Annotated in this window: 16 protein-coding genes; 9 read left to right on the plus strand and 7 right to left on the minus strand. The window is 52.9% G+C overall.

The annotated features are described in order from the left end of the window. Window positions 1-228: 228 nt before the first annotated feature. The gene (locus OGY04_RS04795; protein WP_286585156.1) at window positions 229-7,194 is read left to right on the plus strand and encodes an autotransporter outer membrane beta-barrel domain-containing protein; all 6,966 of its coding nucleotides are present in this window, start codon (window positions 229-231) and stop codon (window positions 7,192-7,194) included. A gap of 220 nt (window positions 7,195-7,414) precedes the next feature. On the opposite strand, the gene ychF is transcribed toward OGY04_RS04795, so the two are convergent. Both ychF and pth read right to left on the minus strand, forming a co-directional pair. Beyond that, window positions 7,415-8,509, minus strand: a complete 1,095-nt coding sequence (gene ychF / locus OGY04_RS04800) for a redox-regulated ATPase YchF (RefSeq protein ID WP_003020818.1) — start codon at window positions 8,507-8,509, stop codon at window positions 7,415-7,417. Window positions 8,510-8,624: 115 nt separating this feature from the next. Beyond that, window positions 8,625-9,209: an aminoacyl-tRNA hydrolase gene (pth, locus tag OGY04_RS04805; protein WP_003020814.1), complete on the minus strand. Its 585-nt coding sequence runs from the start codon at window positions 9,207-9,209 to the stop codon at window positions 8,625-8,627. A gap of 274 nt (window positions 9,210-9,483) precedes the next feature. On the opposite strand from pth, the gene ychH reads away from it, so the two are divergent. Next, window positions 9,484-9,765 carry a stress-induced protein YchH gene (ychH, locus tag OGY04_RS04810; RefSeq protein WP_003833480.1) on the plus strand — a complete coding sequence of 94 codons (282 nt, stop codon included), beginning with the start codon at window positions 9,484-9,486 and terminating at the stop codon, window positions 9,763-9,765. Window positions 9,766-9,891: 126 nt separating this feature from the next. Here ychH and lysC read toward each other — a convergent pair whose 3' ends face one another. Then, on the minus strand, window positions 9,892-11,253 hold the full coding sequence (lysC, locus tag OGY04_RS04815) for a lysine-sensitive aspartokinase 3 (RefSeq protein ID WP_286584868.1): 1,362 nt from the start codon (window positions 11,251-11,253) through the stop codon (window positions 9,892-9,894). Window positions 11,254-11,861: 608 nt separating this feature from the next. Here lysC and OGY04_RS04820 point away from each other — a divergent pair. Together OGY04_RS04820 and OGY04_RS04825 are read left to right on the plus strand one after the other, a co-directional pair. Then, window positions 11,862-13,247 carry a diaminobutyrate--2-oxoglutarate transaminase gene (locus OGY04_RS04820; RefSeq protein WP_008784983.1) on the plus strand — a complete coding sequence of 462 codons (1,386 nt, stop codon included), beginning with the start codon at window positions 11,862-11,864 and terminating at the stop codon, window positions 13,245-13,247. Window positions 13,248-13,262: 15 nt separating this feature from the next. Beyond that, window positions 13,263-14,726 carry a pyridoxal phosphate-dependent decarboxylase family protein gene (locus OGY04_RS04825; protein ID WP_502872397.1) on the plus strand — a complete coding sequence of 488 codons (1,464 nt, stop codon included), beginning with the start codon at window positions 13,263-13,265 and terminating at the stop codon, window positions 14,724-14,726. 97 nt (window positions 14,727-14,823) lie between these two features. Here the strand turns inward: OGY04_RS04825 and dauA are convergent, their stop codons facing one another. The 4 genes from dauA to lolB form a co-directional block, all read right to left on the minus strand. Continuing rightward, complete coding sequence (gene dauA / locus OGY04_RS04830; RefSeq protein ID WP_008784981.1) at window positions 14,824-16,506, minus strand: C4-dicarboxylic acid transporter DauA; 1,683 nt, start codon at window positions 16,504-16,506, stop codon at window positions 14,824-14,826. Between the two features lie 124 nt (window positions 16,507-16,630). After that, entirely contained in the window at window positions 16,631-17,578 is a 948-nt protein-coding gene (gene prs / locus OGY04_RS04835; protein ID WP_001518537.1) for a ribose-phosphate diphosphokinase, read from the minus strand. 269 nt (window positions 17,579-17,847) lie between these two features. Continuing rightward, complete coding sequence (ispE, locus tag OGY04_RS04840) at window positions 17,848-18,699, minus strand: 4-(cytidine 5'-diphospho)-2-C-methyl-D-erythritol kinase (RefSeq protein WP_103285319.1); 852 nt, start codon at window positions 18,697-18,699, stop codon at window positions 17,848-17,850. Further along, window positions 18,696-19,319 (minus strand): lipoprotein insertase outer membrane protein LolB, encoded by a 624-nt coding sequence (lolB, locus tag OGY04_RS04845; RefSeq protein WP_286584871.1) that lies wholly within the window; start codon window positions 19,317-19,319, stop codon window positions 18,696-18,698. Before lolB ends, ispE begins: the two co-directional genes overlap by 4 nt. 211 nt (window positions 19,320-19,530) lie before the next feature. Between lolB and hemA the strand changes: the two genes are divergently transcribed. The 5 genes from hemA to sirB1 are packed head-to-tail and all read left to right on the plus strand — an operon-like array spanning window position 19,531 to window position 23,945. After that, the gene (gene hemA, locus OGY04_RS04850) at window positions 19,531-20,787 is read left to right on the plus strand and encodes a glutamyl-tRNA reductase (RefSeq protein WP_003833420.1); all 1,257 of its coding nucleotides are present in this window, start codon (window positions 19,531-19,533) and stop codon (window positions 20,785-20,787) included. 41 nt (window positions 20,788-20,828) lie between these two features. Further along, on the plus strand, window positions 20,829-21,911 hold the full coding sequence (gene prfA / locus OGY04_RS04855; RefSeq protein ID WP_003020786.1) for a peptide chain release factor 1: 1,083 nt from the start codon (window positions 20,829-20,831) through the stop codon (window positions 21,909-21,911). After that, entirely contained in the window at window positions 21,911-22,744 is an 834-nt protein-coding gene (gene prmC, locus OGY04_RS04860; RefSeq protein ID WP_048216241.1) for a peptide chain release factor N(5)-glutamine methyltransferase, read from the plus strand. Before prfA ends, prmC begins: the two co-directional genes overlap by 1 nt. Then, window positions 22,741-23,133: an invasion regulator SirB2 gene (sirB2, locus tag OGY04_RS04865; protein ID WP_048224049.1), complete on the plus strand. Its 393-nt coding sequence runs from the start codon at window positions 22,741-22,743 to the stop codon at window positions 23,131-23,133. Before prmC ends, sirB2 begins: the two co-directional genes overlap by 4 nt. 2 nt (window positions 23,134-23,135) lie before the next feature. Then, window positions 23,136-23,945, plus strand: a complete 810-nt coding sequence (sirB1, locus tag OGY04_RS04870; protein ID WP_003020775.1) for an invasion regulator SirB1 — start codon at window positions 23,136-23,138, stop codon at window positions 23,943-23,945. Window positions 23,946-23,975: the final 30 nt, after the last annotated feature.

Here is a 23,975-nt window from a genome sequence, read left to right on the forward strand (position 1 = left end):
TCGTGTAACACCATTTAAAATTCAGCACGATAATCTTTAAAGATTTATTTTTATAGATGATGTATCTATAAATAACGCATTATTCATTATATATACCCTGGAAGAGGGGCGGCAAGTAAAATCACTCACGAAACGCCTGAGCTAAAAATCAGGCACTGATAATTTTGGCCCAAATTCACCTGTGAAGTAATCGCGAAAGAAAATGGGCTGTTAAAAGCGAGTGAGATGATGAACAAAGTATTTAAGGTTATCTGGAGCGTAGCCCGCTCGTGTGCCGTTGTTGTTTCCGAACTGGCACGTGGAAACGTACAATCAAGCAGTTCTTCGCTTATTACGGAAGAACAATACAGCGCAGAATTCCAGAATGCATATGTTTTTCGAATGGCACCTGTCGCTTTATTAATGCTTGCACTTTTTCCAGCGAAATCACAGGCAACAGATTATGTAGTAGACTCCATGACCCCACAAGATGCCATAGAGATAACAGTGAGTGGACGGGATAATACATTGTCAGGTAGCTTTTCGAATGTTTCGTATGGTAATAGTGGTTACACCAATATGACTCTGGGTGAGGCTTATGATAAAGGTCTTCTAGGTACTAATAGTGAGTATGTTAAGAATAACAACATATTTAACATCGGCTCGCAAAGCAAAGTAATTGACTTTATAGATCCAGTTACCGGGAATACGACATCAATAGCGGTCTACGATAATGATGCGATGGTCATTAACTCTCTCGCCGACTTTAATGTTACGATTTCAAATGCCGTGGGTGCTAACGGCCAGTATATAGATCGTAATCTATACAACGTTAATAGTGGAGCCACTCTTGATGTCAATGTTGGAAGTCAGGATGTCAACTGGATTAATGATAGGGAAAACTTATTTAGCGCTGTTTTCAAAAGTTCAAATACGAGTAGCATAAATAAAGCATCAGTTTTTAATGTTTCCAGTGAGTCTGGTGACAAAGCAGAGCTTAATTACCATTCTAAAACAATAGCCCAGTTAGGTAATGATTACAACAATCACAGTGGTGGCACGGCTATTGCGTACCCAGTGATTGACGAATTTACAGGTGAGTTCACCAGCAAACTTGGGCCACAAAATGTGACAAATGTGGAGGAGTTTAAAGCTTACAACGCTGCGTTAATCGCAGCGATTGAAAAAGGTGAGCTCTCAATGACCAGTGCAGAGTACAACGCTGAACTGAATTTGGCGCGAACTACCGGGTCTATCCCTATTTATGCGAATGAGGATGGGATTGCGTCTGATGATGCAGTTAGAGGAACGGTTAATCGTGATACCGTCTCCTACATCCACGGAACCGGCAAAGATGCCGTTATTAACATTGATAAAGACGCTAATCTGCAACTTTTTTGGTCTGATGCATCGCTGGTTAACCTGGAAAATGGTGCAACCTTAATCAATGAGGGCACACTAGGGTCGAATAACAATACGCTTCGTGGGGCCTATGTCGTCGCCGTTCACAGTGGTTCTGTATTTGAGAACAACGGGGTTGTTGATGCAGGGACTAACCCTGACATGGCTGAAAAATTGGGTTCGAGCGCAGCATTAGTCGCAGCAGGCCAGCACACGGCTATCCTGGCAAACGGCACATCCACTGTTAATAACAATGCCGCTGGCGTGATTAACCTGGCAACGAGCTCTTCTCAATACAGTAATAAAGGTGTCCTACTCTCTTCGTCTGCGGTGCTGACAAATGATGGCACGATCAATGTCGCATCAACAGCGCAGACGAGTACCACTGGCACACCGGTCACAACAGGTGTTGAGGCCGGCCAGCAATCAACATTCAACCATAACGGCATGTTGTACATTGGCCGGGAGGCTCAACGTGAGGGTTCGGATGCGACTAACGACCTTCGTATTTCGGGAGACTCCATCGGTGTTCTGTTATCAGGCAGTGCGACGTATAACGGAGATGCGGCCTCAAAAATCGTAATAGGTTCTCAGACAACGAACGCAACAGCCATCGTTGTTAAAAATACCGCGACGTTGAATCAAAATGGCACGATAGAGATCAATGGCGAACTGCCTGGCGAATCCTCGATTGCCAACGTGGGGCTCAACGTAAAATCAGGTACCAGTGAAAACCGGGTCGTGAACAAAGGCATTATCAATCAGAACGGGCAAAACAGTATCGGTATTGATGTGGAAGCCGGTGGGAAAATCACGCACGCTGGTGTCATTAACGTCAACTCCGGTGTTGATGAGGGTACGCATTACGCTAACTACGGTATCCGGGCAAGCGGTGAGGATGCCCTCGCGGTAGTATCAGGCGAAGTCAATCTCAATGGCGATTATGCCATCGGTGTGCAGGCGCGTGATAAAGGCACTATCACCCTGGTGGATAACGGAACGGTCACTTTCAATGACGGGAGTCACCAGACAGGGTATTACATCTACGGTTCTGGAGCGTCAATTATCGATAATTCCACGAGTAATCAGACGGTTTCGACGACAGATTCGACGCTTTATCGCGTCGATGGCGGCGCTGCGTTTGATGGCTCCAACACCAATATGTCACAAATGAATGCAACGGGTGATAACTCCACCATTATCCTTACGACGGACGCAGGCAGCAGTTTTAACTCCGGCAAGCTGGCGTTAAGCATTATAGGCGAAGGCTCAACTGGTGTTCGCATTGAAGGCGGCGCGACGGGGACAATCACGGCGGATGCCGATATTGTTAAAGTCGCCGGTAAGGGCACAACGGCGGGCGTTGTTGACGGAAACTACTATGCCCTGGACGGCGAAGTCGTAGAAGCCAAAAAAGGTGAGTCGGTATTAACCAGCTATGCCACCCTTGAAACGGCCAACACCGCTGACGGTGCTTTCGGCTATATCGCCCGCAATGGCGGTACGCTAAATCACAAAGGTACCATTGACTTTGATCAGCCTGACAGTACCGGGGTGCTGATTTCCGGCGGTACGCTGAACAATGACGGCGATATTCAGGTGAATGGCGTGGCGGTCAATATTCAGGGCGCAGATTCCGTGGTGAACAATATCGCGACAGTTTCTGCCACCGATGGCACCGCGGCGTATCTGGTCGGGAGCGACGCAACGCTTAACCTGACCGGTGAAGGGCAAACTACCGCTGACGGCACGGCGCACGCCATTCTGTTGGCAAGCGGGGCGAAAGGGCTGGTCGTTGATGGCGCAACCATCACGATGGCCGCGGGCGGCAGCGGTAACGCCATTGAAAACCAGGCCAACCTTGCCGGTATTCAACTCAAAGAGACCCACATTACCGTCGGAAACGGCGTTGGTGTGCATACCGGGGCTTCCATGGATCGGATCAACTCTGGCACCATCAACGTCACTGGCAGCGGCACAGGTATCCTGTTTGAAAACATTGATGGTTCGCAAACCAATCAGACTCTGGATATGTCCGATTCGCGCGACCTGGTCATCAACGTCCAGCAGGCGAGCGGCAAAGGGATCGTCACCAATTCGTCCGCAGACCTGAAAACCGGTGCCAGCGTGAACGTGCTGGACCGCGATGGTGCAGAAGCGCTGGTCGTCGGCGGGACCACGAAAAATATTGAACAGTCGGGCGAGCTGACGTCGGTTTCCACCTCGCATGCGGTGGTCGATGCAGATAACGGCTCACTGGAAAGTTTCCTTAATAAAGGGGTGATCCGCGCGCTGGATGCTTCGCAAAAAGCGTTGGAAATCGTCAAAGGTAAGGGTATTGCCTTTACCAATGCCGCGGAAGCCAGCATCACTGGGATGGTGAATTTACTGAGTGGTGACAACACCATCACGCTGGAGTCCGGCAGTACGGCAACGGATATCACCACCGGTAACGGCAGCGATCTCTTCTTGCTGAAAGACATCAAGGCGACGGAAACCTCGCTCTTCACCAGCCTGAATGGTGGAGAAGGTGAAGACACGCTCCGGTTGCAGAACGCACAGTACACTCTGAACAGTGCCGACGCCATTACCGGCATGGAGCATATCGATCTGACCAGCAACTCCGTGTTTACCGTCAATAACGTCGACTTCGTCCTGGGTGACGCAAAAGATGATGCAGCGAATACGGGTTACAGCATTGATACGAACAGTACGCTGCAACTGAACGCGACCGGCGATATGGCGTTCAACAGCCACCTCTCGGGAACCGGGACCGTGTCTGTGGATGCGTCCGGCAAGGCGTTTGATTTTACCGCCAACAATGCCGCAGACGGTTTCCAGGGCACGCTTGCGCTGCAAAACAGCACCTTTGAACTGGCCGGGTTAAATACTCAGGCCCTGGCTAAAGCGACGCTGAGCGCGGGTGAAGGCAGCCTCACGCATGTCGGCAAGGGCGAACAGAATATCGGTGGGCTGGCGTTTAACGGCGGCACGGTGAGCTTCGACGGTGTTACACCGGGCAAAACGCAAGCGGATGGTACGATCCATGCGGGTGAAATGGATCTGAGTGGTCGCGGGACCGTTCAGGTGGATACCGGCAGCGTCAGCAATGATCGTCCACAGGCGGATACGACGCTCTCCCTGCTTGAGCAGGACGACGCACAGGAGTTGATCAAACTGGCCACCTCTGACTCCGCTGTGCAGGGTGGCGCGGGCAACCTGACGTTAACCGACAAAGACGGCAACGTCATCAGCGATGGCGTGGTGGCCGACATCGAGCAGAATGATGAAGTGGTGGCCAAAGGCACTTATGACTACCGCCTGACCGGTGGAGAAAACGACGACGGGTTGTATATCAGCTACGGGCTGACGCAGGTTGAACTGCTAGCGTCCGGCAGTAACGCGCTGGTGCTGGATGCCAACGATAAAACAGGTAATGCCGCTGACCTCAGCGCCCGCGTCACTGGCACCGGCGACCTGGCATTCGACAGCGCCAAAGGCCAGACCGTGTCACTTTCCAATATGGATAACGACTACACCGGCATCACCGATGTGCGTAGCGGCAACCTGCTGATGAATAACAACGACGTGCTGGGGCAGACCAGCGAACTGCGTCTGGCATCTGACACTGGTTTTGATATGAACGGCTACAGCCAGACGGTCGGTAAACTGACGGCCGCTGTCGATTCTTTGCTGAATATCCATGGTGGCAGCCTGACGATTGCGGATGGCGGTGAGGCGAACGGCACCTTAACAGGTAGCGGCGCGCTCAACCTGAACGGAGGAACGCTGACTGTCACGGGTGAAAACAGCACTATGACCGCGAAAACCACGATTGCCGAAGGGGCCACGGCGTTGCTGAACTCTACACTGGGCCTCGGTACTGGTGACATCGTGGCGGCCGGTACGCTGGCGTTAAGTAATGCCGCAGGCGTGCTGTACAACGCCATCAGCGATAACGGCAGTGTCGAACTGACCGACAGCGATGTGGTGCTGGCCGGTAACAACAGCGAGTTTACCGGAACCTTTGACATTGATGGTGGATCGCAGCTTACCGCGTCCGTGGCTGAACATCTGGGCGATGCGGCGGTGAAAAACGCCGGTTCCCTGGTGCTCAACAGCGCCAGTAGCTGGGAGCTGAACAACAGCATTACCGGCGCAGGCAGTGTCACCAAACTCGGCAGCGGCACCATCACCGTGGGCGACAATGCCGCGTGGACCGGTAGCACACACATTGAGCAGGGCGGACTGCAACTGGGCAGCGAGAGCGCTTCAGTGGTGCTGAGCAGCACGCAGGTCACTATCGCAGATCAGGGGAAATTATCCGGGTTCGGCGGCGTGACGGGTGATATCGACAACGCCGGTCTGCTTCAGGTTGGCACCGCTGAAAGCACAGGCACTCACACCTTTACGGTGGGTGGAAACGTCACTAACAGCGGCACGATGGCTACCGGGGTTTCCGGGAAGCAGGCCGGAAACCAGCTGGTGATTAAGGGTAACTATGCGGGTAACGACGGGCTGCTTTCGCTTAACACCGCGCTCGGCGACGATAAATCCGTCACCGATAAGCTGGTGGTGGAAGGCGATACCTCCGGCAACACGTATGTCACGGTGACAAACGCCGGGGGCAAAGGGGCGGCGACCATCAACGGTATTGAAGTTATTACCGTTGAGGGGGCGTCCGACGGTGATTTCACCCAGAAAGGCCGTATTGTTGCCGGGGCGTATGACTACACCCTGAACCGCGGTACCGGTGAAAACAGCAGTAACTGGTATCTGAACAGCAGCAAAACGGACCCGGGCACGGATCCGGGTGATAAAGAAACGCCGGATCTGCGTCCGGAAGGCGGCAGCTACACCGCAAACCTGGCGGCGGCTAACACCCTGTTTGTGACCCGTCTGCACGATCGCCTGGGTGAAACACAGTTCATCGACGCGTTAACCGGCGAGCAAAAAGTCACCAGCATGTGGATGCGTCACGTGGGCGGCCACAACAACTGGCGTGATGGCAGCGGGCAGCTCAAAACGCAGAGCAACCGTTACGCCGTTCAACTGGGCGGTGATGTGGCGCAGTGGAGCCAGAGTGGTCTTGACCGCTGGCATCTTGGTCTGATGGCCGGTTACGGCAACGACCACAGCAATACCCACACGTCACGTACGCAGTATGGTTCGAAAGGGTCTGTGAACGGCTATTCCGCCGGGGTTTACTCAACCTGGTATGCCAACGACGAGACGCACAGCGGGCTGTATGTCGATACCTGGGCACAGTACAACTGGTTTAACAACAGCGTGAAGGGTGAAGGTCTGCAGGGCGAATCCTATAAATCGAAAGGGGTGAACGCCTCGGTGGAAACCGGCTACACCTGGAAAATGGGGGAATACCAGACGCGTGAAGGTTCGACCAACGAATGGTATATCCAGCCGCAGGCACAGGCCGTGTGGATGGGCGTGAAAGCCGACGATCACCGTGAAAGCAACGGCACCCGCATCACCAGCAGCGGTGACGGTAATGTGCAAACGCGTCTTGGTGTGAAAACCTGGATCAAAGGCCACAGCCAGCTCGATAACGGTAAAGCGCGTGAGTTCCAGCCGTTTGCCGAAGTTAATTGGCTGCACAATACCCGTGATTTCAGCACCCGGATGGACGGCGTTAACGTCAGCCAGGCCGGAACGAAAAACCTAGGTGAGGTGAAAGTGGGTGTCGAAGGGCAGGTCAGCCCACGTTTCAACCTGTGGGGCAATGTCGGCGTGCAGGTGGGTGATAAAGGCTATAATGACAGTGCGGCAATGATCGGCGCGAAATGGAACTTCTGATAATCGTCTCCTGACCTTTTTGCCAGGCAACCAGTGGTTTGCCTGGCAATCCTGCTGGTTGGACTGACCCCACGCTCGTAGACAAATTCTTTCCTCACGACGGGGCCTGTTCAATAAGTTGAGACATTATGAAATGAAAAATCCACGCAATTGCGTGGATTTTATAGGTTTTGTGATTTTCATGAGATTCGTTGCAACCTCATGAGATAACAAATTTTATTTAGACGTTGAACAGGAAGTTCATGATATCGCCATCTTTGACGATATAGTCCTTACCTTCGGCACGCATTTTCCCAGCTTCTTTCGCACCTTGCTCACCTTTATAGGTGATGAAATCTTCAAACGCGATGGTTTGTGCGCGGATAAAGCCTTTCTCGAAGTCGGTATGGATTTTACCGGCTGCCTGCGGAGCCGTGGCACCGACAGGAATGGTCCATGCACGGACTTCTTTCACGCCAGCAGTGAAGTAGGTCTGCAGGTTCAGCAATTCGTAGCCAGCACGGATAACGCGGTTCAGGCCCGGCTCTTCCAGACCCATTTCAGCCATGAATTCTTCACGGTCAGCATCATCGAGTTCTGCGATGTCAGCTTCAACGGCTGCGCAAACGGCAACCACAACAGAACCTTCGGCAGCCGCGATTTCGCGCACTTTATCGAGGTACGGGTTATTTTCAAAACCGTCTTCGTTGACGTTGGCGATGTACATTGTTGGCTTCAGCGTCAGGAAGCTCAGGTATTTGATGGCCGCTTTGTCTTCGTCAGTCAGCGTTTTCAGCGCGCGCAGCATGCCAGCGTTTTCCAGCTGTGGCAGGCATTTTTCCAGCGCAGCCAGTTCTGCTTTAGCGTCTTTGTCGCCGCCTTTGGCCTTCTTCTGCACGCGATGGATAGCGCGCTCACAGGTGTCGAGGTCGGACAACGCCAGCTCGGTATTGATAACTTCAATGTCATCAGCCGGATCCACTTTGTTATTAACGTGGATGATGTTGTCGTTTTCAAAGCAACGCACCACGTGGCCGATAGCTTCGGTTTCACGGATGTTGGTCAGGAATTGGTTACCCAGACCTTCACCTTTGGACGCGCCTTTTACCAGACCGGCGATGTCGACGAATTCCATCGTTGTTGGCAGGATACGCTGCGGTTTGACGATTTCGGCCAGCTGATCCAGACGCGGATCGGGCATCGGGACAACACCGGTGTTCGGCTCGATAGTACAGAACGGGAAGTTTGCCGCTTCAATACCCGCTTTTGTGAGCGCGTTGAACAGGGTGGATTTGCCTACGTTTGGCAAACCGACGATACCGCATTTGAATCCCATGTTTAAATCACCTTAATCTTTTGATATTCAACCTGTTATGGAAAACAGATTGTAGAAATGTAAATAACTTTGCCTATTATACACAGCACGCGAGAAAAATGCCGCACATCGCTGCTTATTGCGCTTTAAAGGTGTGTAACCGGCTCGTCGCTTTGGTCAGGCCGTCTTTGAACAATATCTCGGTACAACGTGCCGCTTCGTCAATTGCTTCATCAATTAACTTCTGTTCTGAAACAGGCGGTTTGCCTAAAACAAATCCGACAACTTTGTTTTTATCGCCCGGATGGCCAATTCCAACGCGTAAACGATGAAAGTTGGGGTTATTACCTAACTTGCTAATGATGTCTTTCAGGCCATTATGTCCGCCATGACCGCCGCCAAGCTTAAATTTGGCCACGCCAGGGGGCAGGTCTAACTCATCGTGTGCGACCAAAATTTCATCGGGGTTAATACGATAAAAACTGGCCATCGCACCGACAGCCTTGCCGCTCAGATTCATAAATGTGGTTGGCACCAGCAGACGGACGTCTTCACCTTCAAGCGTAACTCTGGAGGTGTAGCCGAAGAATTTCGGCTCATCGCGCAGGGGAGCGCGTAATCTTTCTGCCAGCAGATCGACATACCATGCGCCTGCATTGTGTCGCGTTGCCGCATACTCTGCGCCGGGGTTCGCCAGGCCGACAATCAATTTAATCGCCACGTGTTTTGTCCTGAGTGTTTCGATAAACGACGTGTAGTTTACTGTCTGACGCTGCTGTTGACAAAAAACTGCGTGCTTATCGCCAAAAGCTGAATAATTGCACAAATGGACTATTAGAAAATGAGTGTGTTCAGTGGCTTATTTGTAAAGTTTTGTTGCATGAGTGTTTGTAATTGTGATCGCTCCCGCACTTGCGAACGGCAGTGTTGTCTATACTTTACACATAAGGATTAGGGGTATTCCCTGTAACAACCCAAAGTTCCGGAGGTGACACATGAAACGCAAAAACGCTTCGTTACTCGGTAACGTGCTCATGGCTTTAGGGTTGGTGGTGATGGTGGGTGGTGTTGGTTACTCTATTTTAAACCAACTGCCGCAATTTAATCTGCCACAGTTTTTCGCACATGGTGCCGTGCTCAGTATTTTTGTTGGTGGAGTCCTCTGGTTGGCCGGTGCCAGAGTGGGGGGGCACGAACAAATCAGCGATCGTTACTGGTGGGTGCGCCACTATGACAAACGCTGCCGTCGCGGTGATACCAATCATCGGCATAACTAAATAGCTCTCCCAACTCGGAGTGCAGTTGTTTGAACACAAAGTCCTGGTTTAAAAACCAGGGCTCTGCTTGTTCGTCAGTACTGGATTAAACGACTTCTACCTTTGGTGGCATACTACAAAGAAGCGTTATTCGAATAACCGATAATGTAACGCTTTGATCGCGCTGTCTGCATTGTCAGCCGGCAACAGGATACTCAGGTTGTCGTTTGACGCCCCATGGCAAATCATTCGTACCGTATGCTCTTCAAGCCAGGCAAAAACGTCTTTGCAAACTCCCGCAGCCTGTGTGAGTTGATTCCCCACCAAAGTGACCAGCGCCAGCCCGGTTTCCACTTCCACACGACAGTGGGAGGACAAGGCGGTAAACAATGCGGTGGTCAGCACATGGTCTTCACCTGAGGTTGCATGAGTGGCGTCCAGCGCCAGCGCAATACTATTCTCTGAGGTTGTAACCAAATCCACCGTGACCGCATGGCGAGCTAAAATGGCGAAGGACTGCGCCAGGAAAGAACAGGAAGGTTGCGCCTCCAGGCTGTGTAACCGCAACAGCGTCTGTTTACGACGCACGGCGAGCGCACGATAGCGAGGTGGATTATCGGTGGTGTTGTGCACCAGCGTACCTCCGGCGGCAGTATCCTTACTTGAGCCAACAAAGACCGGAATGCTTTTACGCATTGCCGGGAGCAGTGTCGCCGGGTGGAGGACCTTCGCACCGTAGGCGGCCATATCGCTGGCCTCGGAAAATGATATATGGTCGATTCGTTTGGCCCGCGGCGCAATGCGTGGGTCGGTGGTGTAGATCCCTGCGACGTCGGTCCAGATGTCAACGCGTGTGGCGTGAAGCGCCTCACCGAGAAGCGTAGCCGTGTAATCACTACCGCCGCGTCCAAGCGTTGTGGTGTGCCCTGCGGCATCACGCCCGATAAATCCCTGAGTCACCATAATCGCTTGCTCAAGACGAGGGCGCAGGTGAATCTCCACCTGGTGGTGCAGTGTGCCAAGCTCAGGTTCGGCACAGCCGAAGTTCGAGTTAGTACGCATCACGCTGCGGGCGTCAAACCACCCGGCCTCGGCATGCCGTTCACGTAAGACTTCAGTAAACAGTAGCGAGGACATCAGCTCGCCATGGCTGACTAACTCATCGCTTAACGCATCAGACGGCGAAACCATCGCCGTTTGTGCAAGTCGACGTATATTGTTTAGAAGATTATCGATTTCCGTGCTGATAACGGACGGCTGCTTCAGGCGGGAAATAATGTTGTATTGGATGGCGCGTAAAGTCTCAATCTTATCTAATTGTTGATGTGTTTCCAGACCTTCAGAAAGCTCAACCAGTAAGTTTGTCACGCCTGCTGAAGCAGACAAAACGACTAAACGGACATCTTGATCAGCAAGGACAATGCTGGCGCTGCGGTTCATCGCATCAAAATCAGCGACGCTGGTGCCGCCAAATTTGGCAACGACGGATGGTGGATAAATGCGAGTCATAACAATCTCATATCAGGGCGCCATAAAAGTATGGCTAGAAAATTTTCATTCTCGGCATAAGGGAACGAAGTTCGCCTTACGAAATGTCCGCCCGCGAACATTTCTGCTGACAACCCAGGGAATACCTGTTGTCGATAACGCGTGTCGCCTGTACGCGTTATCGGGTGCTGCGCATTAATTTTATCTACATAGCCTGCAAATAAGCGCGCCATACTAAGTGATTTATATTTAGGGATCGACTTTTTTATTCGATTTATCGACAAATAAGTGAAAAATCATGGCATCACAAGATATCGCGAGCATCATTAATGGTAAAAACGTGTAAAAAAATAATAAAAACACGAAAATTCCATGGTTTTTATTAGATTGTCTGCGTTGCAATTAGCTGCAACATTGTTAATTAAATAGATATATTTCTTTAGGATTTAGTAATGGTAAGTAGTTGTTACGCTTTGAATTTAAAGGGGAAAGTTGTTATTTTCAATGCCGAAAAATAAATGATTGAGTCCTAAGCTAAAACAACATATATTAGCCGCGCTTTTTTACAGGTAATCCTTATAACCATTTATTCAATCAGGCGTTAATCTACACCTGGTTGTAGGAGTGATATGATGACGGATAAAGTCCGTATTGATACTTTAAGTGCTAATTCATTACCACAGAGCAATGATACCTTTTTAGCAAGACAGGCTGAGTTTGAATCTAATGTCCGCAGCTATCCACGTAAACTGCCATTAGCGATCGCTAAAGCGCAGGGCGTCTGGATTACTGATGTAGAAAATAATCAATATCTTGATTGCCTGGCAGGTGCCGGAACCCTGGCGCTTGGTCATAACCATCCTGAAGTGCTGCAGAGCATTCAAAGTGTCATCACAAGCGGCTTACCGTTACATACGCTTGACCTTACCACGCCGTTAAAAGATGAATTCTCATCATATTTACTTTCTTTATTACCGGGTCAGGGCAAAGAATATTGTCTGCAGTTCACCGGTCCGTCCGGCGCAGATGCTGTTGAAGCGGCACTGAAGCTGGCGAAGAAAGTCACCGGCCGTTCCAGCATCATCAGTTTCTCCGGTGGCTACCACGGGATGACCCACGGTGCGCTGTCCGTGACCGGCAACCTGTCGCCGAAAGAAGCGGTCAGCAACATGATGGCGGAAGTGCAGTTTATGCCGTATCCGCATCAATACCGTTGTCCGCTGGGTATCGGCGGCGACGCTGGCGTTAAAGCATTAACCTACTACTTCGAAAACCTGATCAACGACGTTGAAAGCGGCGTGCGTAAACCGGCAGCCGTGATCCTCGAAGCGGTGCAGGGTGAAGGTGGCGTGAATCCGGCTCCGGTCGAGTGGCTGCAGCGCATTCGTAAAGTGACGCAGGAGCACGGCATTCTGCTGATCATCGATGAAGTTCAGGCGGGCTTTGCACGTACCGGTAAACTGTTCGCCTTCGAACACGCCGGTATTGAGCCAGATATCATCGTGATGTCCAAAGCGGTTGGTGGCGGTCTGCCACTGGCGGTGCTGGGCATTAAAAAGCAGTTCGATGCGTGGGCTCCGGGCCACCACACTGGTACTTTCCGCGGCAACCAGTTGGCGATGGCGACCGGTCTGACAACGCTGAAGATCCTCAAAGACGACAAGATTGCCGATAAAGTTGCTGCCCAGGGCGAGTGGCTGAAAGGCAAACTGGCTGACCTGCAGAAACGCTACCCGGTTATCGGCCAGGTGCGCGGTTTGGGGCTGATGATCGGCCTGGAAATCGTGAAGCCGAACGAAGCGCAGGATCACATGGGCTGCTACCCGGCCGATGGCGAGCTGTCCGCGTTGCTGCAGAAAAAATGCTTCGAAAATGGGCTGATTCTGGAGCGTGGTGGCCGCAACGGATGCGTGCTGCGCCTGCTGCCGTCACTGCTGATCACCAACGCTGAGCTGGAAATCTTCCTCGATAAATTCGAAAACGCCCTGCTGGGCGCTGGCGTGAAGCCGGTTTAAACGGAGTTGGATCGAATGTCAGACGTAAACCCGATTCTGTCCGGCTCGGCGCAAAGCATTGCAGCTTATCAGGACGCTATCGAGCAGAGTACGCAAGCGGTCGTTGAATGGTTGAAGCAGCCTGAGATGTATCAGGGTAAAACCGTTGAGCAACTGCGTGAACGTATCAACCTGAATTTTACGTCTCAGGGCCTGGGCAACCAGGCCGCTATTGAGCGTGCGGTTGAATACTTTCTCAAAGACAGCTTGTTGGTTCACCATGCGCAGTGCGTGGCGCATCTGCACTGCCCGAGCCTGGTGATTAGCCAGGCGGCGGAAGTGCTGATCAACGCCACCAACCAGAGTATGGACTCCTGGGACCAGAGCCCGTCGGCCACCATCATTGAGATCAAGCTGATCGAGTGGTTGCGTGAGCAGGTTGGATACCCGGCAGGCGATGCGGGCGTATTCACCAGCGGCGGTACGCAGAGTAACCTGATGGGCCTGATGCTGGCGCGTGATGCTTTCTTCGCTCGCCAGGGGCACTCCATTCAGCAGGATGGTCTGACCGGTGATCTGAGTAAAATCAAAGTGTTCTGCTCTGAAAGCGCGCACTTCTCCGTGCAGAAGAACATGGCGCTGATGGGGCTGGGCTACCGTTCCGTCACCCAGGTGAAGACCGATGCGTTTTCACGCATGGATCTGGCTGACCTGAAAGACAAGCTGGCCCAGGCGAAAGCCAACGGTGAGCAGGTGATGGCAATCGTCGCCACTGCCGGTACTACCGATGCGGGCGCAATCGATCCGTTAGCGGATATTGCAGCGCTGGCTGCAGAACATCAGATCTGGATGCACGTGGATGCGGCATGGGGAGGGGCGTTACTGCTTTCTGATAAGTACCGTGACTTCCTGAACGGCCTTGAACTGGCAGATTCCGTGACGCTGGATTTCCACAAGCAGTTCTTCCAGACCATCAGTTGCGGTGCGTTCCTGTTAAAAGATGCGCGCCACTACGAGCTGATGCGTTACCAGGCGGCGTACCTGAACTCTGATTTCGATGAAGAGGCTGGCGTACCAAACCTGGTATCGAAGTCGCTGCAGACCACGCGTCGTTTCGATGCGCTGAAGCTGTGGATGGGCCTCGAAGCGCTGGGCAAAAAGCAGTATGCCGAGATCATTGATAACGGTGTGACGCTGGCGCGTGATGTTGCTGAGTTTGTCAAAACCCAGCCGCATCTTGAACTGGTGATGGAGCCGCAGCTGGCAAGCGTGCTGTTCCGCTTCCGCCCGCAAAGTGACGATATGGCGTTTGTCGCGCTGCTGAACCAGCGTATTGGCGACGTTCTTCTGGCTTCAGGTCGCGCCAACGTCGGCGTGACCGAAGCAGATGGTGTCACCTGCCTGAAGCTAACGCTGCTCAATCCGACGGTATGTCTGGAGGATGTTAAAGTCCTGCTGGCAAGCGTGAAGGCAACGGCTGAGCAACTGCTGAACGCGTAAGCAATAAGCTTGTTATAAAAATGGCTCCCACATACGGGAGCCATTTTTTTGTCTGTCATTTGTAATCCGGCGGCGTTTCGCCTGGCCGGGCTACACGTCAGCGGATATCTGCTAGCGCAGCATCTTTATTCGGGAAGAACGTCAGGCGCCCGGCAATCGGCTGAATGCCCGCGCGCGCCATGGTACGTAGCGGCTGGAATTCCAGATTACTGATGCGTAATTCACAACCTTCCGGCAGACGTTTTACAAAGCGCTGGAAAGCGTCCAGACCACCGGCATCCAGTACCGGGACCGCATCCCACTTCAAGACTACGATGCGTTTACCTTCAATACGCGACTCGAGATCGGTAAATAATCCTTCCGCCGCGGCAAAGAACAGCGGACCAATAACGCGCAGCACCAGTACATCGTCCGGTACGTCTACGTTGACCGGCGCCAGGCGAGTCATGCGCGCAATACGACGCATAAACAGCAGAGAGGCGAGAACGATACCGACGCTGATGGCAATAACCATGTCGAACAGTACCGTCAGCGACATACACATCAGCATGACAATGATGTCGTCTTTCGGTGCATGGCGCAGCAAATCCACCACTTTATGCGCTTCACTCATGTTCCATGCCACCATCAGCAGCAGGGCGGCCATGGCGGAAAGCGGTAACCAGGAAAGCAGCGGTGCAAGTACCAGCAGGGCGAGGATCACCAGAATCGCGTGGATAACCGCAGAGATTGGCGAGGTCGCCCCGGCGCGGACGTTTGCCGCAGAGCGGGCAATTGCCGCTGTGGCGGTGATACCGCCAAAGAACGGTGCCACGATGTTACCCAGCCCCTGGCCAATCAACTCGCTGTTAGCTTTATGTTTGGTGCCGGTCATTCCATCGAGTACGACGGCGCACAGCAGAGATTCAATTGCCCCCAGCATCGCCATCGAGAAGGCTGCCGGTAACAGCGCCTGTAACGAGCTCCAGCTCAGGGTAAAGTTTGACTCCGGCATATTCCACGGCAGGACCAGCTGCGGCAGCAACTGCGGGATACCATTACCCTGTGAGCCGTCAGCCAGAATGTAGTGGAACTGAGAACCAATGGTGGCGACATGGCCGCCGGTCAGGTTCACGATACCCATTACCGCGCAGCCTGCCAGCAGTGCGGGAAGGTGACCCGGCAGTCGGATCCCCAGGCGCGGCCAGAAAATCAGGATCCCCAGCGTCACTACGCCAATGGCGGCATCGCCAACGTTGATGGTCGGCAAGGCCATAAATAGCGCGCCGACCTTCTGCAGATAGTGCTCCGGGACATGGGCCATCTGCAGGCCAAGAAAATCTTTAATCTGCATGGTACCGATGGTGATACCAATACCCGATGTAAAACCTAACGTTACCGACACGGGGATATATTCAATCAGGCGGCCAAAACGAGCGAGGCCGAAAAGGATCAGGAATATCCCGGACATGAGCGTGGCAACCAGCAGGCCTGCCAGCCCAAACTGTTGCGACACCGGATACAGAATCACCACGAAGGCGGCGGTTGGGCCAGATACGCTAAAGCGCGATCCCCCGGTAAGGGCGATAACAATCCCAGCGACGGCTGAGGTATACAGGCCGTACTGCGGCGCAACGCCACTGCCTATTGCCAGGGCCATTGCCAGCGGAATGGCGATGATCCCAACGGTTATCCCGGCGATCAGGTCACGGGTAAAGCGAGAGGCAGTATATTTTTCTTTCCAACAAGCGTCGATGAGGGCGCGGAAAGGCATCACATGTGAGGAAAATAATCTGTTCACAATAATGTTTCATCCATGAGCGCATCATCTGTCAACTAAATGGCAGGTGAAGGAGGCATAAGTCATACAAATAAGTATTGCAGATAAAAAAACCCGCCGCAGCGGGTTTTTGAGCCGGGCTCGATTAATGCTCGAACATAGCAGAGATGGATTCTTCGTTGCTGATACGGCGAATCGCTTCGGCCAGCATACCCGACAGGGTCAATGTACGCACGTTTGGCAGCGCTTTGATTTCGTCAGTCAGTGGAATAGTGTCACAGACAACGACTTCATCAATCACTGAGTTGCGCAGGTTGTTTGCCGCATTACCTGAGAAGATCGGGTGAGTGGCGTAAGCAAATACGCGTTTAGCACCACGTTCTTTCAGTGCTTCTGCTGCTTTGCACAGCGTACCGCCGGTATCGATCATGTCATCAACCAGAACACAGTCACGACCTGCAACGTCACCAATAATGTGCATCACCTGAGAAACGTTCGCACGCGGGCGACGTTTGTCGATGATAGCCATGTCGGTATCGTTCAGCAGTTTAGCGATAGCGCGGGCACGCACGACGCCACCGATATCCGGAGAAACCACAATCGGGTTGTCCAGGTTCAGCTGCAGCATGTCTTCTAACAGGATCGGGCTACCGAATACGTTATCAACCGGTACGTCAAAGAAGCCCTGGATCTGTTCAGCATGCAGGTCAACGGTGAGGACGCGGTCAACGCCAACGCTGGACAGGAAATCAGCGACGACTTTAGCGGTAATCGGTACACGAGCGGAACGTACGCGACGATCCTGACGTGCATAGCCGAAGTAAGGAATAACGGCGGTGATACGGCCTGCGGAAGCACGGCGCAGCGCATCAACCATAACGACCAATTCCATCAGGTTGTCGTTAGTAGGGGCACAAGTGGACTGGATGATGAAAATATCACCACCGCGTACATTTTCATTAATTTGTACGCTGACTTCGCCGTCGCTAAAGCGACCTACAGCGGCGTCGCCGAGTGAAGTGTACAGGCGGTTGGCAATACGTTGTGCTAGTTCCGGGGTGGCGTTACCAGCAAAAAGCTTCATATCAGGCACGAGAAGAACCTCAGGCATGCGTCCATTGGTGGAAAGAATCTGCCGAAAACTGTGCGGGCCAGGCAGTATCCTCTCCATGCGGTGTATTAAAGAGCGCGATGCAACGTCTGGAACAGGGTGACGTTGTCACCGCAACTCAGCTTGCCCGGCTTACTCGTTGTCCTTCGCGTTTCATTTGCGCTGGCATCAATTCCTCACACCAGTTACATACTGAAGTTGTATGCACCTGGCGATTCGTCATTTCGCCATCTTCCTGAAATCCGAAGGATTTAGAGTAACGCTCTGTGCAATGGGGAGAGGTTGACGCCTTTCGCCACAAAGCCTTTGAGCCATTCCGGGGCTTGCTCAAGCACCTGGCGAGCACGAGACTCAGTGTCAAATTCAGCAAAGACACAAGCCCCTGTACCAGTCAGGCGCGACGGCGCGTATTCTAACAGCCAGGAAAGCGCCGCATCAACCTCGCGAAAACGTTTTCTTGCGATAACCTCGCAATCATTGCCGAATTCACATTTTAGTAACGTTTTTATTGACCTTTTTGGCGTGTTGCGCGGGAGGTCGGGATCGTTAAAAATCACCGGTGTCGGAATACTGACTCCCGGATGAGCAACCAGATACCACTTTTCCTCAGGCTCGACCGGTGTCAGAATTTCTCCTACGCCTTCGGCAAAAGCCGCATGGCCGCGCACGAATACGGGAACATCCGCCCCCAGCGTTAAGCCGAGTGCCGCCAGTTCATCAACCGAAAGTCCGCACTGCCAGAGATGATTCAGCGCTACCAGAACGGTTGCCGCATTAGACGAACCTCCGCCAAGACCGCCGCCCATCGGCAGGCGTTTGTCGATACTGATGTCCGCACCGCTCCCTTTGGGAAGGCGATTGCTTTCAGATGCCGCTTTCATCAGCAAACGTGCCGCACGGACGATCAGATTGTCTTCATGCGCAACGCCTTCCACTGGGGTTAACAGGTGAATTTCGCCGTCGCTACGCGGCGTAATATCTATCGTGTCGCCATAATCAAGAAACTGAAATAAGGTCTGCAGCGTGTGGTAACCGTCCGCACGCTGTCCGGTGATGTATAAAAACAAATTCAGTTTTGCCGGAGAGGGCCAATGGGTCATCATTTCACAATCCAGTTATCCATTTTCAGCTTAATACGCTGGGAGCCGTCGGACAGCTCCATGTTTGCTGGCATCGCTGGCTGGGTTTTGCTGTCGTAGGCGCTATAGACCACTTTCCAGTTTTTACCGTCTTTGCTGTAGTTCACTTCACTCAGACGATATTGGTCGTCAAGCTTATAATCGGTGGCGTCACCTGGCAGTCCAAGGATCCACTGGCGCAGGCTGTTTAATGGGATAGGCATGCCGGTCAGTTTGCCGATCATCTCTTCAGCGTCGTCGGCGGTGTAATGCTTGCCTTTGTTATCGACCAGTTCGACGTTGCCAGGCTGCGCATTAAGTTCCAGTTCCGTGCTGCCCAGTGGGTTGGTCAGCAGGAGACGATAGCGATCCTGACCGGTTTGCTGCCAGAAAAAGCGGGCATACACTTTCTGTTGATCGGAAATATAGGCAAACGCACCACGCGTCTGATACTGGTTCAGGGTGCGAACTTCCTGTTGGTGCTGGCGCCACTGCGGAGAATCGGGGCTTTTACCGGGACCTTTAGGCGCGTTGAGCGTACAGGCAGTAAGAACCAGGGCCGCCAGCGGCAGCAGGCGAATCAGGCGAAAATCAGGCAGGGTCATAATGATGACAAATCCTTGAGATACGTTGCAGTTATAACTCTTAATGCTAGCGCCGCCATCAGACATCGTCTACGTTCAAGTTATCTTAAATCGCTTAAATTTGTGCACTAAGCTATTACTCCAAAAGGGGTCAGTCTCTTTTATTGACCGCACGCATCCTGTATGATGCACCCAGTCTAACCTTATCAACGCTGGTACTATTCCCGCACACATGACCCTTTTAGCGCTTGGTATTAACCATAAAACGGCACCTGTATCGCTGCGAGAACGCGTAACGTTTTCGCCGGATACGCTCGATCAGGCGCTGGACAGCCTGCTCGCGCAGCCGATGGTGCAGGGCGGGGTAGTGCTGTCGACGTGTAACCGCACGGAGCTGTATCTCAGCGTTGAAGAGCAGGATAACCTGCAAGAAGCGCTGGTTCGCTGGCTGTGTGAATACCATAACCTCAATGAAGAAGATCTGCGCAACAGCTTGTACTGGCACCAGGACAACGACGCGGTCAGTCATTTGATGCGTGTTGCCAGCGGTCTGGATTCACTGGTGCTCGGTGAACCGCAAATTCTGGGGCAGGTGAAAAAAGCGTTTGCGGATTCGCAAAAAGGTCACCTGAACGCCAGTGCGCTGGAACGCATGTTCCAGAAATCATTTTCTGTCGCAAAACGTGTACGTACAGAAACTGACATCGGCGCCAGCGCCGTGTCGGTGGCGTTTGCCGCCTGTACCCTGGCGCGGCAGATATTTGAATCGCTCTCCACGGTAACCGTGCTGTTAGTCGGTGCGGGCGAAACCATTGAGCTGGTTGCGCGACATCTGCGCGAGCACAAAGTGAAGAAGATGATCATCGCCAACCGCACTCGCGAGCGTGCGCAGGTGCTGGCGGATGAAGTCGGCGCCGAGGTGATTTCACTGAGTGATATAGACGCGCGTTTACAGGATGCCGATATCATTATCAGTTCTACCGCCAGTCCGCTGCCGATTATCGGCAAAGGAATGGTGGAACGTGCGCTTAAAAACCGCCGCAATCAGCCTATGTTGCTGGTGGATATCGCCGTACCGCGCGATGTCGAGCCGGAAGTGGGTAAATTGTCTAACGCCTATCTGTACAGCGTTGATGACCTGCAAAGCATCATTTCGCATAACCTGGCCCAGCGCAAAGCGGCGGCGGTGGAAGCCGAAACGATAGTGGAGCAGGAAGCCAGCGAGTTTATGGCCTGGCTACGCGCCCAGGGCGCAAGCGACACTATCCGCGAGTATCGCAGTCAGTCAGAACAGATCCGTGATGAACTGACCGCCAAAGCGTTGGCCGCTCTTCAACAGGGCGGTGATGCGCAAGCCATTATGCAGGATCTGGCCTGGAAACTGACCAATCGCCTGATTCATGCACCAACCAAATCACTTCAACAGGCCGCCCGTGACGGGGATAGTGAACGCCTGAATATTCTGCGCGACAGCCTCGGGCTGGAGTAGCAGCACACCAATCTTATTTTTTACAGGGTGCATTTACGCCTATGAAGCCTTCTATCGTTGCCAAACTGGAAGCCCTGCATGAACGCCATGAAGAAGTTCAGGCGCTGCTCGGTGATGCGGGTACTATCGCAGACCAGGATCGCTTTCGTGCGCTGTCGCGCGAATATGCGCAATTAAGCGATGTATCTCGCTGTTTTACGGACTGGCAACAGGTTCAGGAAGATATCGAGACGGCTCAGATGATGCTCGACGATCCTGAAATGCGTGAAATGGCGCAGGATGAACTGCGCGAAGCAAAAGAGAAATGTGAGCAGCTGGAACAGCATCTGCAGGTCCTGCTATTACCTAAAGATCCCGATGACGAACGTAACGCCTTCCTCGAAGTGCGCGCGGGAACCGGTGGTGATGAAGCGGCGCTGTTTGCCGGCGATCTGTTCCGCATGTACAGCCGTTACGCAGAATCGCGTCGCTGGCGGGTTGAGATCATGAGCGCCAGCGAAGGCGAGCATGGCGGGTTTAAAGAAGTCATTGCCAAGATTAGCGGCGAAGGCGTTTACGGGCGACTGAAGTTTGAGTCTGGCGGCCATCGCGTGCAGCGCGTACCTGCGACGGAATCGCAGGGGCGTATTCATACCTCTGCCTGTACGGTCGCGGTTATGCCGGAACTGCCGGATGCCGAACTGCCGGACATCAACCCGGCCGATCTGCGTATTGACACCTTCCGTTCATCAGGCGCGGGCGGTCAGCACGTTAACACCACCGACTCCGCAATCCGTATTACCCACTTACCGACCGGTATCGTAGTGGAATGCCAGGACGAACGTTCACAGCATAAAAACAAAGCCAAAGCGATGTCGGTGCTGGGGGCGCGAATTCGTGCGGCCGAAGTGGCAAGACGTCAACAGGCGGAAGCCTCTGAGCGTCGCAACCTGTTGGGCAGTGGCGATCGCAGCGATCGTAACCGTACCTATAACTTCCCGCAGGGGCGTGTGACCGATCACCGCATTAACCTGACGCTCTACCGTCTGGATGAAGCGATGGAAGGCAAACTGGATATGCTCATTGAGCCGATTGTCCAGGAATACCAGGCCGACCAACTGGCGGCGTTGTCCGAGCAGGATTAATGGATTATCAGCACTGGCTGCGTGAAGCGATTAGCCAATTACAGGCAAGCGAAAGCCCGCGGCGTGACGCCGAGATTTTACTCGAGTTCGTTACTGGCAAAGGGCGCACCTTTATTCTGGCTTTCGGCGAAACGGAGTTAACCGAGGCGCAGCGTCAACAGCTTGATACGCTACTGGAGCGGCGTCAGCGGGGAGAGCCGGTGGCACACTTAACCGGCGTGCGTGAGTTCTGGTCGCTGCCGCTATTTGTGTCTCCAGCTACGCTTATTCCGCGTCCGGATACCGAGTGTCTGGTGGAGCAGGCGCTGGCTCGCCTGCCGGCCTCAGCGTGTCGTATTCTTGATTTGGGAACCGGCACGGGTGCCATTGCGTTGGCGCTGGCAACCGAGCGTCCGGATTGTGCAGTGACTGCCGTAGACCGCATGCCCGATGCCGTGGCACTGGCCATTCGCAACAAGCAGCAACTGGGCATCGACAATGTTTGCGTGCTGCAAAGTAACTGGTTCAGTGCATTGCAGGGACAGCAGTTTGACATGATTGTCAGCAATCCGCCGTATATCGACGAACAGGATCCGCACCTGGCGCAAGGCGACGTTCGCTTTGAACCGCTGTCGGCGCTGGTGGCGGGCGATCAGGGGCTGGCGGATATCGTGCATATCATCGACCAGTCTCAGCGCATGTTAACGCCCGGCGGCTATCTGTTGCTGGAACATGGTTGGCAGCAGGGCGAGGCCGTCCGTGATGCCTTTACTCGTGCGGGTTACCTGGCGGTTGAAACCTGTCGTGACTATGGCGGCAACGAGCGAATTACGCTTGGACGCATCCCATCATGAGTACCTTCGGTGTGTTACTCAACGTCCATCTCATCAGCATTGCGCTTTCGGTTGGTTTGCTGACGCTGCGATTTTGGTGGCGTTACACCGACTCGTGCCTTGCCTGCGCGCGCTGGACGCGCATCGTGCCGCCGGTTGTCGATACCGTTTTATTACTCAGCGGCGTAGCGTTAATGGTTAAAGCGCACATCCTGCCATTCACTGAGCACGGGACATGGCTGACTGAAAAGCTGTTTGGGGTTATCATTTACATCGTTTTGGGTTTTATTGCGCTCGATTATCGTCGGGCGCGCAGTCAGCAGGCGCGATTAATCGCTTTTCCGCTGGCGCTGGTGGTGCTGTACATCATCATTAAACTCGCCACCACAAAAATACCGTTACTGGGGTAAGCATGAGGTCGTTAGCTGATTTCGAATTTAATAAAGCGCCATTGTGTGATGGGATGATCCTGGCGTCGGAGTCTATCCGTCTGGATTTTCCAACACAAACTGTCTATGACGAACTGGAACGTCTGGTCAGTCTGGCGCAAGAAGAAATTAGCCAGCTCCTGTCTCAGGATGAGCAACTGGAAAAACTGCTGGCACTTTTTTACGGCGAATGGGGTTTTACGGATACCCACGGCGTCTATCGTCTTTCTGATGCACTATGGCTTGATCAGGTACTGAAAAATCGTCAGGGCAGCGCCGTATCCCTGGGTGCGATCTTATTGTGGATTGCCAACCGACTGGAGCTGCCACTGGTGCCGGTGATTTTCCCGACACAACTCATCCTGCGTATTGAATCGCTCGATGGCGAAATGTGGCTAATCAATCCGTTCAATGGCGAAACGTTAAATGAGCACACGCTGGAAGTGTGGCTGAAGGGGAATATCAGCCCGGTCGCGGAGCTGTTTAACGAAGACCTGGATGAGGCGGATAATGCAGAAGTAATTCGTAAACTGCTCGACACGCTGAAATCATCGCTGATGGAAGAGCGGCAAATGGAGCTGGCGCTGCGTGCCAGCGAAGCATTATTACAGTTTAATCCTGAAGATCCGTATGAAATACGCGATCGTGGATTAATTTACGCGCAGCTGGAGTGTGAACATGTTGCGCTGACCGATTTAAGTTATTTCGTTGAACAGTGTCCGGAAGACCCGATCAGCGAAATGATTCGTGCGCAGATTAATACTATTTCGCACAAGCAAATTGTATTGCATTGATTAATGACACTTTACCTACCGTTTAAGGCG

The sequence above is a fragment of the Citrobacter sp. Cpo091 genome, from assembly GCF_030332645.1.
GTDB lineage: Bacteria > Pseudomonadota > Gammaproteobacteria > Enterobacterales > Enterobacteriaceae > Citrobacter > Citrobacter portucalensis.

Bases quoted from the DNA above. Each gene is read 5' to 3' on its own strand.
- prmC (WP_048216241.1), top strand. From the start codon at position 21,911: ATGGATTATCAGCACTGGCTGCGTGAAGCGATTAGCCAATTACAGGCA.
- OGY04_RS04825 (WP_502872397.1), top strand. From the start codon at position 13,263: ATGTCAGACGTAAACCCGATTCTGTCCGGCTCGGCGCAAAGCATTGCA.
- hemA (WP_003833420.1), top strand. From the start codon at position 19,531: ATGACCCTTTTAGCGCTTGGTATTAACCATAAAACGGCACCTGTATCG.
- ychF (WP_003020818.1), bottom strand. From the start codon at position 8,509: ATGGGATTCAAATGCGGTATCGTCGGTTTGCCAAACGTAGGCAAATCC.
- sirB1 (WP_003020775.1), top strand. From the start codon at position 23,136: ATGAGGTCGTTAGCTGATTTCGAATTTAATAAAGCGCCATTGTGTGAT.
- prfA (WP_003020786.1), top strand. From the start codon at position 20,829: ATGAAGCCTTCTATCGTTGCCAAACTGGAAGCCCTGCATGAACGCCAT.
- OGY04_RS04795 (WP_286585156.1), top strand. From the start codon at position 229: ATGAACAAAGTATTTAAGGTTATCTGGAGCGTAGCCCGCTCGTGTGCC.
- lysC (WP_286584868.1), bottom strand. From the start codon at position 11,253: ATGACTCGCATTTATCCACCATCCGTCGTTGCCAAATTTGGCGGCACC.
- ychH (WP_003833480.1), top strand. From the start codon at position 9,484: ATGAAACGCAAAAACGCTTCGTTACTCGGTAACGTGCTCATGGCTTTA.
- OGY04_RS04820 (WP_008784983.1), top strand. From the start codon at position 11,862: ATGATGACGGATAAAGTCCGTATTGATACTTTAAGTGCTAATTCATTA.
- sirB2 (WP_048224049.1), top strand. From the start codon at position 22,741: ATGAGTACCTTCGGTGTGTTACTCAACGTCCATCTCATCAGCATTGCG.
- lolB (WP_286584871.1), bottom strand. From the start codon at position 19,319: ATGACCCTGCCTGATTTTCGCCTGATTCGCCTGCTGCCGCTGGCGGCC.
- ispE (WP_103285319.1), bottom strand. From the start codon at position 18,699: ATGATGACCCATTGGCCCTCTCCGGCAAAACTGAATTTGTTTTTATAC.